This is a genomic window from Micromonospora noduli, from assembly GCF_003264475.1.
Taxonomy (GTDB): domain Bacteria; phylum Actinomycetota; class Actinomycetes; order Mycobacteriales; family Micromonosporaceae; genus Micromonospora; species Micromonospora noduli.
Genome location: NZ_PYAC01000001.1, coordinates 824,456 through 836,895 on the forward strand (window position 1 = coordinate 824,456; position 12,440 = coordinate 836,895).

Genomic DNA, 12,440 nt, shown 5'->3' on the forward strand with positions numbered 1-12,440 from the left:
TGTTCATCCGGTTGCCGTCAACCCGGCGCGGTGGCACCGCTCCGCATCGTCTCGACATCGCCCTCGTTTCGGCGGACGTGGGCACACCGGGGCACTTCCCGGGGTGCGAGGCCTGCATCCGCGACGATCCAGAGGAGATCGTGTCGATGACGTTGACGCCGCCGCTACGAATCGCGCTCGCTGTCCTGCTCGCCGGTGGTGTCGTCGCCGTCGGGCCGGCCAGGCCAGCGACCGCGGCACCCACGGACGCCGCGTTCGGGACCAGCACCGGGACGTTGAACGTCAACCGGGCCGCCTACCTGTCGAAGCACGACATCGTCTACAACCGCCCAAACACGAACCCCCTGCACGGGCTGACCGTCGGCAACGGCCGCACCGGCGCCATGGTGTGGAACAACAACGGTCTGACCGCCCAGGTCTCCGGTGTCGACCTGGCGCAGCAGTCGACCTACGCCGCCGGGTTGGTCAACCTGTACAGCAACCCGCAGCTCGACACCGGCTACACCACGTTCCAGCAACGTCTCTCGCTGTACGACGGGACGCTGACCACGAAGTACGACAGCAATCGCACCGTCACGGTGCTGGGTGCGCCCAACTCCGAGGTGATGGGCATCCACGTCGAGGACACCCGACCCGGGGTCAGCAGCGTCGGGCTCGACCTGAGCCTGTGGGACATGAACACCGTCCAGAACATCGCGGACGTCCCCGACCTCGACACCTGGCGTACCGTCTCGACCTTCGCCGACGCCACCGGCGTCGGGTTGAGCCGTGGGCAGACCGACGCGAACAACTTCGGGTACACCCTGGCGGCCACGGTCGAGGGGGCGACGTACTCGTCCCAGGTGGTCAACGGCACCCGGGTCCGGCTGACGATCACCCCCACATCGAGCTACACCGTGTGGTTCACCGCGGCCAGCCGGATCAACTCACCGGGCCTGAACTCGGTGACCCAGGCGAAGAACCAGTTGGCGGCGGCCAAAGCCACCGGCTACGCCACCACGTTGAACAACTACCGCAACTGGTGGCACGACTTCTGGGCCAGGTCGTTCGTCCAGTACTCCAACGCGGGCGGCGACGCCGACTACCTGGAGAACGTCTACTACCTGGCGACCTACATCATCGCGGCGGGCGGCTACGGCACCTACCCGCTGCACTTCATCAACGGGGTCTTCCGGGCGACCCAGGACACCTCGAAGTGGAGCAACGGGTACTGGTACTGGAACCAACGGGACGTCTACAACTCGTTCCTGGCCAGCAACCACGTCGACCTGATGGCCGGGTTCAACCGGCTCTACAGCCGCAACCTCTCCGCGCTGAAGTCGTACACCACCACCCGGTACGGCAGCGACGGACTCTGGGTGCCCGAGACGATGGGCTGGGACGGCAACGCCCGGGGCACGATCAACAGCGACTACGTCAACGACACCTACTCGACCGGCACCGAGGCCGCCTACAACATGTACCTGCAGTACCGGTACAGCAACGACGAGACGTACCTGCGCAACACCGCATACCCGTACATGCGGGAGGCGGTGAAGTTCTACGAGGACATGCTCGACCACGACAGCGCCACCGGCCGGTGGTACATGGCCAGCTCGAACGCCCACGAGACGTACTGGGACGTCCGTAACGCCATCACCGACCTGGCGGCGGTGCGGCTGCTCTTCCCGCTCACCATCCAGGTGAGCCAGCAACTCGGCCTCGACGCCGGGCTGCGGGCAAACTGGCAGAGCATCGTCAACAACCTGGCCCCCTACCAGGTGCAGAACGGGGCGTACCTGCCGCACGACCCGCCGATCGCGCAGACCCGCAACAACGAGAACGTGGCGCTGGAGTTGGCCTGGCCCTACGACCAGACCGGCATCGGCTACCCCGACCAGCAGACCGCGATCACCACCTGGAACGTGCGACCCCACCCGTACGGCAACGTCTGGTCCAACGACCACGTGCACGCAGCCCGGCTCGGCCTCGGCGATCAGGCCTTCCAGGGCATGCGGACGATGCTGCAGAAGTACCAGAACTACCCGAACGGGATGACCAACAACACCAACGGCGTCTTCGAGTACCTCGGCGTCCACCTGACGGCGATGAACGAGTCGTTGCTCCAGTCGTACAACGACAAGATCCGGGTGTTCCCGGCCGCGCCGACCGATGCCAGCTTCGTCGGGAGGTTCACCCTGCTCGCCAAGGACGGCTTCCTGGTCAGCTCGGAGCGCGAGGCCGGCGAGACCAAGTACGTGGGGCTGCGCAGCCAGTACGGCAAGACGGCCCGGGTGGTGAACCCGTGGGGCGGCCAGGAAGTCCGGGTCCGTCGTACCTCGGACAACGCCGTGCTGACCACCACCTCGGCCGCCGAGATCAGCTTCGCCACCGCGGCGAACACTGTGTACGTGGTGGAGCGCACCGCCAAACCGCTGTCGACGTACGCGACCAGCACGTTGACCGGCACCGCCAACCAGGGCGAGAAGAGCCTGTCCGGCACCGCCTCGACACTGGGTCTCGGCGGCGCGGGCGGTGGCGGGCTGGTCAACGACACGATGCTGACCTACGACGCCAACTGGCACCACACCACCACCCGGGGGTACGGCGACCACAACGACGACACCCACCACAGCACCACTGTCGGCTCGGCGGCCAGCTACACCTTCACCGGCACCGGGGTGGAGTACCTGTCCGAGCGGTTCAGCGACATGGGCAACGTCGACGTCTACCTGGACAACGTGTTCCAGGCCAACGTCAACCTGAACATCGCCGGCGCCCGCCAGGCGCAGCAGGTGGTGTTCCGCAAGACCGGGCTGGCCAACGGCTCCCACACGATCCGCATCGTCAACAAGACCACCTCCGTGGGCATGGTCGACGCGTTGCGGATCCTCACCGGCGGCACACCGGCGACCGGGGCGGTCGCGCTGCGGGCCCAGGCGAACGGCCGGTACGTCAGCGCCACCAGTGCCGGCGCGGGCAACCTCGTCGCGTCCGCCGCCAGCGTCGGCAGCTCGGAGCAGTTCGACCAGGTCGACCTCGGCGGCGGCACCATCGCCCTGCGGGCCCGGGTCAACAACCAGATCGTCTGCGCCGAGAACGCCGGTGCCAACCCGCTGATCGCCAACCGGGCGTCCGCCGGATCGTGGGAGACCTTCGCCCTGGTCCGCAACACCGACGGCTCGGTCAGCCTGCGGGCGACGGTGAACAACAGGTACGTGGTCGCGGAGAACGGCGGGGCCGAGGCGCTTGTCGCGAACCGGGACGCGATCGGTCCCTGGGAGAAGTTCGACCTGATCACCCTCTGACGCCGGAGCCGGTGGGCCGTGCCGGCCCGCCGGCCGGCCCTGCCGCGCCCGACCGTCCACCCCCTCCCACAAGGAGCCCCGCATGAGTAGACGCGCCATCAGCAGGTTCGCCGCAGCCGTCGTCACCGGACTCACCCTCGCCGCCGGTGCGGCGACGGTCACCTCGACCCCGGCCGAGGCCGCACCGTTGGACAAGGTCCTGGTCTTCTCCAAGACCGCCGGCTTCCGGCACTCCTCCATCCCGAACGGCATCGCCGCCATCCAGCAGCTCGGCGCGGCGAACGGTTTCACCGTCACCGCCACCGAGGACGCGGCGACCTTCACCACGGCGAACCTCGCCCAGTACCAGGCGGTGGTCTTTCTCAGCACCACCGGCGACGTGCTCAACGCCGGCCAGCAGGGCGCGTTCGAGGCCTACCTGGCCGCTGGCGGCGGCTTCGTCGGAGTGCACGCCGCCGCCGACACCGAGTACGACTGGCAGTGGTACGGCGGGCTGGTCGGCGGTTACTTCGCCTCGCACCCGGCCACCCAGCAGGCGACAGTGCGGGTCGAGGACCGGGCCAACGCCTCGACCGCGCACCTGCCGTCGACCTGGACCCGCACCGACGAGTGGTACAACTACCGGACCAACCCCCGCTCGGCGGTCAAGGTGCTGGCCAGCCTCGACGAGTCGTCGTACACGGGTGGGTCGATGGGTGGTGACCACCCGATCACCTGGTGCCACAGCTATGGCGGCGGACGCTCCTGGTACACCGGCCTCGGCCACACCGAGCAGAGCTACGCCGACCCGAACTTCACCCGCATGCTGCTGGGCGGCATCCAGGTGGCGGCCGGGGCGGTGGCGGCCGACTGCCGGCCGGAGCCCGGCTACACCCCGCTGTTCGACGGCACCCAGGCCAGCCTCGGGCAGTGGCGGCAGGCGGGGCCGGGCGGGTTCACAGTGGCCGACGGCACCCTCACGTCCAACGGTGGCATGGGGTTGCTCTGGTACCCGGTGCGCACCTTCGCCAACTACTCGCTCAAGGTCGACTGGATGATGCCGGGCGACGACAACGGCGGGGTCTTCATCGGGTTCCCCGATCCGCAGGGCGACCCGTGGGGCCCGGTCGCCGCCGGTCACGAGATCCAGATCGACGCCACCGACGGCGACCCGACGCGCACCACCGGCAGCGTCTACAGCTTCCAGGCACCCAACCAGGCCGCCCGCACGGCGGCGCTGAACCCACCCGGCTCCTGGAACACCTACGAGATCGGCGTGCACGGCCAGCGGGTCGAGATCTGGCTCAACGGCGTCAAGATCAACGATTACGTCAGCAGCCGGGCCATCGCCAACGGCTACATCGGGTTGCAGAACGACGGCGCCGGGATGGACATCAACTACCGCAACGTGCGGATCAGGACCGACGGTCCGAGTGAGCCACCCGCCACCGACCTGGCCCAGGGCCGGCCGGTGACGGCGTCCAGCGTCGAGCCGGGCAGCGCGCACGCGGCGGCCAACGCCGTGGACGGCAACACCACCACCCGCTGGGGCAGCGCCTACGCCGACCCGCAGTGGATCACCGTCGACCTGGGTGCCACGTATGCGATCAACCGGGTGCGGTTGGCCTGGGAGACGGCCCACGCGCGGGCGTACCAGGTCCAGGTGTCGCCGGACAACATCACCTGGTCGCCGGTGCACACGACGACCGCCGGAGACGGCGGCGTCGACGACCTCACGGTCACCGGCAGCGGCCGTTTCCTGCGGGTGTACGGCACCCAACGCGCCACCCAGTGGGGCTACTCGTTGTGGGACCTGAATGTCTACGGCACCGCCGCCGCTGGCACCCTGCTCTCCCGGGGCCGACCGGTCACCACCTCCAGCGTGGAGCCGGGCAGCACGCACGTGGCGGGCAACGCCGTGGACGGCAACACCGCCACCCGCTGGGGCAGCGCGTACGCCGACCCGCAGTGGATCTCGGTGGACCTCGGCGTGTCCCGCACCCTCGACCGGGTCCGGCTGACCTGGGAGGCGGCGTACGCGCGGGCGTACCAGATCCAGGTCTCCCCGGACAACGTCACCTGGTCGACGGTGCACACCACGACAACGGGCGACGGCGGTGTGGACGACATCGCCATCTCGGCCACCGGTCGCTACCTGCGCGTCCAGGGCACCCAGCGGGCCCTGCCCGCGTACGGCTACTCGCTGTGGGAGCTGGAGGTGCACGGCCGCTGACCGCGGGCCGGACCACGCCCTAGCGCAGCTCCACGATCCTGGCGCGGGTGTTGGCTGGTGCTTCGGGGTGCCCGCGCTCGACGTCGGCCCGGACGTCGGCAACGGTCTTACCGGCCAACTCCCGCCGCCAGGCCAGGTCGGCGCCACGCATGGCCTGGGCGAACGCGCAGGACTCTCGATAGTCGACGCCCGCGTGCTCGCCCGGGCCCTTGCGGAGGATCTGGTCGCACTGGAACAGCTCCTCCGGTCCTTCGATCGCGGCCACGATGTCCAGCAGAGAGATCGCCGCCGGGGTCCGGGCCAGTTGGAAGCCGCCGCGCGGCCCCGAGGTCGACGTGAGGATCCCGGCCCGGGCCAGGGCCTGGAGCTGCTTGTTCAGGTACGCCGGCGGCAGCTCGTAGAAGGCGGCGAGGGTGCTGGTCGGCACCGGGGCGTCCAGCCAGCTCAGGTTGAGGCACGTGTGGAGGGCCCATTCGACGCCCTGACTCATCCGCATAATCCTGGACTCTACCTGTCCAGAATTTGTGACGCACGCCATGATCGCTGGCGTCGATTGATTCTGGACATCTAGTGTCTAGGAATCGACAGACGACGAAGGAGTCGACTATGACTTTGGTACGCGCAGCCCAGGCCGAGGTTCTCGACAACGACCCGGCCAGCGTGATCACGCTGCTCCTCGACCCTGAGCACACCGGCGGTGCCCTGACCAGCAACCGCACAGTGCTCAAGCACGGCACCGACGGTGCGCCGCCACACCTGCACACCCACTCCGGTGAGCTGTTCTTCATGCTCGACGGCGCCCTTGACATGCTCGTCGACGACGAGGTGCACACCCTGCACAAGGGAGACGCGCTCTTTGTCCCCCCGAACACCCCGCACGCCTTCGCCCCCGCCGACGGCCAGGACGCCGACTTCCTCGTCGTGATCACCCCCGGCAAGCCCCGGTTCGACTACTACCGACTGCTGGACAAGGTGCACCAGGGCGAAGCCACCTGGCAGGAGGTCGGCGAAACCCAGGACCGCTACGACAACCACTACGTGGACAGCCCGTTGTGGGCCGGGCGACGAGGCTGACCGGCGCGACGTGTTTGCAGAAGTTGCCCCGTCGGCGCGGGTGGTCCGCACCGACGGGGCAACGAATCGTCGCGGGGCGCTACCGCTTGGCGATCCTGATCGTCGCGGTGCGGTAGTTGTTGCGCTTGTCGTTCTTCGTCGGGTCGTAGTTCTTCTCGATGTTGCCGGCGCTGTCGACCGAGAACCAACGGAAGGTCGTCGTCTCGGTCACGTGGAACACCTGCCCCGGCTCACGGAACTCGGTCGCCGCGTAGCGGGGCGACTCGAGCGTCGGCCGGCTGCCGTCGGTCGTGTAGTAGATGGTGGCCGGCTCGCTGGTCTCGAAGTGCACGTCGACAGGCCCGGAGTAGCGCCCCGCGCCGGGGACCAGCTGGGACGTCGGGTTCTTGTTGTCCCTGCCCCAGTCCGCCGCGACCCGGAACATCTCCATGATCCCGTTGGCGTACTCCATCGTCTCGGCGTGGCCACTGACGAGCTCGGGGTTGCCGTCCCACTCCGGCTGGAACGAACCGCCCTGCCAGTCGCCGGTGGCCGGGTTGTAGACGGAGCCCCCGACCTCCCAGCCGAACGCGTAGATCCCGTAGGTGTGGTACAGGTCCTCGCGTACGTTGCCCGCCGAGGAGTAGAGGACGTCGGACGAACCGCCGACGTTCTCCGGCGTGACGACAGTTTCCCGGTGCGCCTTGACCTGCGACAGGATCCGGGCGGCGGACTGCCAGTAGAACGCCTCGTCACCCAGTGGCGGACGCGGCGTGGTGATCCGGCCGTCCGCGATGTAGGCGCCGGGCTGCCAGAAGAGCTGGCCGCCGTTGGAGTGCACCGACATCATGAACTTGATGTTCTTGTACTTCTCGACCAGCCAGATGATGTTCTTCGACTCGGGCTCGGACAGCTCCCCCGGCCCCTGGTAGGTGCCACTGACGCAGTTGGTCGACCCTCCCGCGTAGCCGTCGTGGCCCGACCCGACCCGGTAGTTCCGGTTCAGGTCGACGCCCCAGGAGTTCCGCTGCGCCGGATCGGCGCTCGCGTCCGGGCAGTGGTTCGTCATGTTCTTACGCTGCGAGGCGAAGTTGTAGAAGCTGTAGTTCGCCCCGTCGGGGTTGTTGGACAGGATGAAGAAGACGTCCGTGTTCTCGACGATCTTCTTCGTCTCCCGGTCGGACCGGTAGTTGTGCACCAGACGTTCGGCCGACTCCAGGCTGGTCGTCGCCGGCACCCACTCCCGGGCGTGGTCCTGCGCCTGGATGAGGACACCAGGCTTCGTACCGTCACGGTGCTTGCCGATCCGCAGGACCGGGATCGTCGCGGGGCCGCGCGGCACCTCGCCCTCCGGTGCTCCGACGCGCTTCTGGTCGAGGAAGTCGGTCAGCGCGACCGGGCCGACCGTCGGAGCGACGATGCCGGTGCCCCCGTTGGTGCGGTACGGGTGCGCCCGGTCGATGAGCCCCGCAGAGCGGCTCCGCAGCGCCTCGGCCACCTCGGCGGCCGTGCTCGTCGGCGCACCCGAGGCGTCCGTGGCGAGCAGGACACGAACCGCCTTGCCGGTGACCTCCACCGCGAGCGGAAGGTTCGCGTCGGGCCGGTCCACGAAGTCCACTGTGATGTCGTTGCCGCCCTGGTGGCCCCACGCCGCCGAGGTGACGACGACCGCCGCCTGCCCCGTACCACCGATCTGGGCCTGCGCCTTGCGTTGGTACCCGTTCGTCTGGTTCGGCAGGTAGACGATCTCGGCGATGTCCGGGTACTGACGGGCGATCTCCTTGGCACGGCTGTAGAGCTGCTGCGGGTGCCGGTAGCCGTCCACGAAGTCCGACTTGTAGGACGGGTTCGCCGTCAGCGGCGGCGGGGCGTCCTCGAGCCAGTTGGAGACGGCACCGGTCGCGACGCCACCGGTGGAACTCGTCAGCTTGATCTTGTTGGGGCGTACGTCGAGCTTGAACAGGTTCCGGTGGAACATGTACTGCCCCGAGTCGACGAACCGGCTCATCGTCCGGGCGAAGCCGAACGGCGTGCCCTTGCCCGAGTCGTTCTCCAGTTGCATCTCGACGATGGGGTCCGCCTGCTGCCCCTCGGTGGTCCGCGCCTCGACGTAGAGGAAGCCCTGACCCTTTGTGGTGAACCAGTCGGCGCGGACCACGCGTACCGTCGCGTCGTGGTTCGCCGGCTGGGCCGCCCGCGCGCTGGCCGCGCCGACGCCAATGCCACCGTCGGCCTCGTTGCTCCAGGCGAAGCCCGCGTCGTCGCCGAGCAGCTCGACGCCCATCGCCGTGAGTTCGGTGACCTGCTCGGCGGTCACCACCGCTTCGCCCTCGATGCCGTTCGGCACGCGCCGGAGGCCGTGTTCGAGGTCGAAGCCGGCCGCGGCCACCTTGTCCAGCATGTCGGCACCGGTCAGCCTGATGTGTACGAGGCGTACCGACTCACGATCCTCAGGCTGGGATTGGCCGGTGGCGGCTGACGACCCCGTGGGATCCGCGCCCGCAGGGCCGGTCGTCACGAGGATGCTACCCACCAGGGTGGACAGCGCGAGTAGCGCGATGCGCCGTTGTGATCGCCGCATTCCCCCTCCTTCTGCCTACGACGGGTGATTGCCGGCGGACCGGTCCGGTGAGCGTATGTGCGTTCGCGGCTCCAGCGGCTGACGTCGATCGAATTTGAGCATTCCTTGAGGCGACCGTCGCCGGCCCCGCACCGCCCGCGTCCGTACCCCGGACACCAGGTCCCCCGGCAGAGGGAGCGCTTCCCCATCTGTCGGGGAGGAGAGCTGATACGCAGCCAGCGATCGTAGGTCCATGGCTGTCGTTGAGATACCGAACCGCGCCAGAGCGTGGGCGCTGGCGTGTGCCGTGTTCGTCGTCGCTGCGGTCGCTCAGCGGCTGTACTGGATCGCCGGTGGCCGGTGGGGGTACACCGCCTGCGACCGCACCGATCTGGTCGATCCGGCGGGCGGGTGCGGTGCGGACCAGGTCGTGGTGTTGCCGTTCTGGTCGGGGTGGGGCGCGGTGGGAGTCGGCGTCGCCCTCGCGGTGGTGCTCGGGTGCACGGTCCGGTTTGCCGGCACCTGGGCGACCGCCGGCAGCTGGGCCGCGGCCGCGCTGCTCCTGGTGGTCGCGTTCCCGCTGCACCTGGTCTTCGAGATCCCGGCGGCGCTGGCGGGGCGGCCCTCGGACTGGCGTGACCTCGGGGCCCGGCTCGTACTGGTGGCCGGTGGCGTCCTGTTCGCCGGGCTCGCGAACGCATCCGGGCCCCGGCGCGGACCGGCCGTCGTCGGCTACCGGCCGGTGCCGCTGTGGACGCGCCGCTGGGCGTACGTCGCCGTCGCGCTGCCAGTGGTCGGCTGGGCCGTGCCCCACGCGCTGTGGGTGCTCGGCGTTCCGATCGGCATCTCCGAGCGGGAACTGAACGACATCGAACGGAACCTCTCCACACCGACGGGCGTGGCGATCACGCTCGTCCCGCCGCTCGCCGGCCTGCTCGTTCTCGGGCTGGTACAGCGGTGGGGGCAGCAGTTCCCGCGCTGGGTGCCGGGACTACACGGTCGACAGGTCCCCCGACGGCTGGCCGTGATCCCCGCCGGCGTGGTCGCGCTCACGCTCGTCACCTACGGCGTGCTGAGCATCGCGGTGCTCGTCGGCCGACTGCTCACCGGTGACACGCGCTGGTCCCAGGTGTGGGACGGATGGGCCGTCACCGCCACGCTGCTGGTCTTCCTCGGCTGGGGAGTGTCGTTGGCCGTCACCACCGCCGGCTACGCCCTCACCACCTCGACCCACGCCGCCATGACCGCCTCCCCAGGATCGGAGCGTCCATGAACCCCACTGACTCTGCCCGTGTCTCGACAGCCGCCCCGCCGCCCTGGGCGGTCTGGGCTGCCTACGCCGTCCCGCTCTGCGTCCTGCCGTCCACGGCCTGGCGACTGTCGTTGGTGTTCACCGACGATGCCGTCACCCGGTGGTACATGGTCTTCCTGTCCGCCCTGTCGATGGGGCTGGCCCTGTTGATACTCGGTCTGGTGCACGGGTGGGGACAGCGAGTCCCGTACTGGGTGCCCCGCATCGGCGGCCGTCGGATCCCGGCGCGTCCGGTCGTGCGCGTCGCACTGATCGGCGGCTTGTCGCTCGTCGCCATCTGCGTGTACTTCCTCCTGAACCAGAGGTTCCACCTTGTGCAGAGCACCTGGGTAGGCATCGGCGACGACGAACCGGTGCACCCGACTCCCGGTTGGGAGGTGCTCCGCTACTACGCCCCGATGCTCGCGTGGGGCCCGCTCGTCATCGCCGTGGCCGCCGACTACCGCCGGCGCGCAGCCGTCGTTCGAAGACTGGAGAAGCCATGAGAATCCGCAGGCTACTTGTCGCCATGCTCGCCGGAGCCGTGGCGGCCGTCGGTGCCCCGGTGTCGGCGCGGGCCGACGACCAGGACCCACCGGAGGTGCCCGCCACGCCGGGTGCGTGGATCGCCGGCGTCGGTGGTTTCGTCTACGACGAGCCCGGGACAGTCGGTCATCAGATCCGGTTCGGTGTCCTGGGTTGGGTCGACCGCGACGGAACAGGCCACGGCGTGTTCCGTTTCCGGCATGCGCTGCCCGACGGAAGCGTGGTGGGTGAGGGACACGCCGAGGTGACGTGCGTCAGCGTGGTGGGCGACACCGCACTGGTAACCGCTGTCGTCCCGAAGGGCGGCAGTCCGATGGTCAACCACGTCTTCGTCATCAAGATCATTGAGGGTGGTCCGGGTCGAGCCGACCAGATCGAGACGCTCCAGGCCGGCGGCGATCCGACCAGACCCGCCAAGCGGTACTGCATCGACACCGCCCCGTACAACCTCTCCCGCTACCCGGTCCGACCCGGCGGTTACGCGTTTGGCACGTGACATTTTCGCGCCTGCGGGAGCAGCATGTCCGGTCCTATCCTTGCGTGGTGTCGTACGCCGATCTCACTTATGCGCAGTGGAACGACCTCTCCGATGGTGCTGCCCACCGGCTCGTCGAGGAGATCGCCGACCGGCACGGTCTGACCGTGCCGGTCGGCCTCCGGGACACCGTGTACGCGGGGCGGTCGCACCGGGTGGCGCTGTTCGAGCGGGACGGGATGCGGTTCGCTCTGGTGCCCGGCGGCCAACCGACGCTCGGCCACGACGCGACCCGTTTCCAGCCCACGTCGGACCAACTGGCCAGCTACGCCGACAGCGCTGAGGAGTACGGCCTTCCACAGTTGGCCGAGTACGTCGACGCGATGACCTCGCCGATGCGCACCGTGGAGTTGCCAGCGATGCTGGTCGCTGTCGACGCGTTCGACCCCTGCGAGGTCTCGCTGGCGCCGGACGACCCCCGGGTGCTCAAACTCATCGCGTCGCAGGGAGCTCAGCTCGACGGGGTGAGCACGTTCCGGTCTGCCGGTGGGCTGACCGTCGAGTTCGACCGGACCGGGCAGGTGGCGAAGGCCCGAGCGATTACGGACGTCTCCTACGACGAGGCGATGGCCCAGCTCGCGAGCGTCGGCCTGCGGACGGCGACTGCGGATGAGTGGGAGTGGGCATGCGGCGCGGGGGCGACGACTCTGTTCCGCTGGGGTGACGACTGCCCCGCCGACGGTTACCCGTACGACTACAAAACCGGAATGCACCACGACACCAACCTGTGGGGGTTGGCGATCGGGCAAGATCCGTACAAGCACGAGGTGACCACCGAGCGCACCATCGTGTGCGGCGGCGATGGCGGCGGCACCACCTGCGGAGGCAGCGGCTTTTTCCTGGGGTGGCTCACCCTCGCGACCGCCTACCGGGACAAGGATTTCGGCCAGTGGCTCGCCTCTGACGACGGGTACGCCGAAGAGATCCTGACCCGACCCGTCCTGGAGCTGAGCTGA

The 12,440-nt window shown here is 69.0% G+C and carries 9 protein-coding genes; 7 read left to right on the top strand and 2 right to left on the bottom strand.

Annotated features, from left to right (window positions below; all coding sequences use genetic code 11):
* The first annotated feature begins 146 nt into the window (after positions 1–146).
* Both MED15_RS03500 and MED15_RS34035 read left to right on the top strand, forming a co-directional pair.
* Positions 147–3,287: a glycosyl hydrolase family 95 catalytic domain-containing protein gene (locus tag MED15_RS03500; protein WP_112734939.1), complete on the top strand. Its 3,141-nt coding sequence runs from the start codon at positions 147–149 to the stop codon at positions 3,285–3,287.
* 82 nt (positions 3,288–3,369) lie between these two features.
* A complete protein-coding gene (locus MED15_RS34035) occupies positions 3,370–5,499 on the top strand; it encodes a ThuA domain-containing protein (RefSeq protein WP_112734773.1) in 2,130 nt (709 codons plus the stop codon).
* Between the two features lie 19 nt (positions 5,500–5,518).
* Here the strand turns inward: MED15_RS34035 and MED15_RS03510 are convergent, their stop codons facing one another.
* Positions 5,519–5,989: an RrF2 family transcriptional regulator gene (locus tag MED15_RS03510; RefSeq protein WP_112583519.1), complete on the bottom strand. Its 471-nt coding sequence runs from the start codon at positions 5,987–5,989 to the stop codon at positions 5,519–5,521.
* A 116-nt stretch (positions 5,990–6,105) separates the two neighbouring features.
* Between MED15_RS03510 and MED15_RS03515 the strand changes: the two genes are divergently transcribed.
* On the top strand, positions 6,106–6,573 hold the full coding sequence (locus MED15_RS03515; RefSeq protein ID WP_112583518.1) for a cupin domain-containing protein: 468 nt from the start codon (positions 6,106–6,108) through the stop codon (positions 6,571–6,573).
* Between the two features lie 79 nt (positions 6,574–6,652).
* Here MED15_RS03515 and MED15_RS03520 read toward each other — a convergent pair whose 3' ends face one another.
* Complete coding sequence (locus MED15_RS03520; protein WP_146766676.1) at positions 6,653–8,953, bottom strand: M14 family zinc carboxypeptidase; 2,301 nt, start codon at positions 8,951–8,953, stop codon at positions 6,653–6,655.
* Positions 8,954–9,365: 412 nt separating this feature from the next.
* On the opposite strand from MED15_RS03520, the gene MED15_RS03525 reads away from it, so the two are divergent.
* From MED15_RS03525 to MED15_RS03540, 4 genes are read left to right on the top strand one after another with little or no spacing between them, the layout of a single operon-like run.
* Positions 9,366–10,385 carry a hypothetical protein gene (locus MED15_RS03525; protein ID WP_146763108.1) on the top strand — a complete coding sequence of 340 codons (1,020 nt, stop codon included), beginning with the start codon at positions 9,366–9,368 and terminating at the stop codon, positions 10,383–10,385.
* Complete coding sequence (locus tag MED15_RS03530; protein ID WP_112734775.1) at positions 10,382–10,909, top strand: hypothetical protein; 528 nt, start codon at positions 10,382–10,384, stop codon at positions 10,907–10,909. The genes MED15_RS03525 and MED15_RS03530 overlap by 4 nt, the downstream gene beginning before the upstream one ends.
* Positions 10,906–11,445 carry a hypothetical protein gene (locus MED15_RS03535; RefSeq protein WP_146766677.1) on the top strand — a complete coding sequence of 180 codons (540 nt, stop codon included), beginning with the start codon at positions 10,906–10,908 and terminating at the stop codon, positions 11,443–11,445. The genes MED15_RS03530 and MED15_RS03535 overlap by 4 nt, the downstream gene beginning before the upstream one ends.
* Positions 11,446–11,492: 47 nt before the next feature.
* Positions 11,493–12,440 carry a hypothetical protein gene (locus tag MED15_RS03540; protein WP_112734777.1) on the top strand — a complete coding sequence of 316 codons (948 nt, stop codon included), beginning with the start codon at positions 11,493–11,495 and terminating at the stop codon, positions 12,438–12,440.

Coding starts and splice junctions, on each gene's coding strand:
- MED15_RS03500 (WP_112734939.1), top strand. CDS start 147: ATGACGTTGACGCCGCCGCTACGAATCGCGCTCGCTGTCCTGCTCGCC.
- MED15_RS34035 (WP_112734773.1), top strand. CDS start 3,370: ATGAGTAGACGCGCCATCAGCAGGTTCGCCGCAGCCGTCGTCACCGGA.
- MED15_RS03510 (WP_112583519.1), bottom strand. CDS start 5,989: ATGAGTCAGGGCGTCGAATGGGCCCTCCACACGTGCCTCAACCTGAGC.
- MED15_RS03515 (WP_112583518.1), top strand. CDS start 6,106: ATGACTTTGGTACGCGCAGCCCAGGCCGAGGTTCTCGACAACGACCCG.
- MED15_RS03520 (WP_146766676.1), bottom strand. CDS start 8,953: ATGCTGGACAAGGTGGCCGCGGCCGGCTTCGACCTCGAACACGGCCTC.
- MED15_RS03525 (WP_146763108.1), top strand. CDS start 9,366: ATGGCTGTCGTTGAGATACCGAACCGCGCCAGAGCGTGGGCGCTGGCG.
- MED15_RS03530 (WP_112734775.1), top strand. CDS start 10,382: ATGAACCCCACTGACTCTGCCCGTGTCTCGACAGCCGCCCCGCCGCCC.
- MED15_RS03535 (WP_146766677.1), top strand. CDS start 10,906: ATGAGAATCCGCAGGCTACTTGTCGCCATGCTCGCCGGAGCCGTGGCG.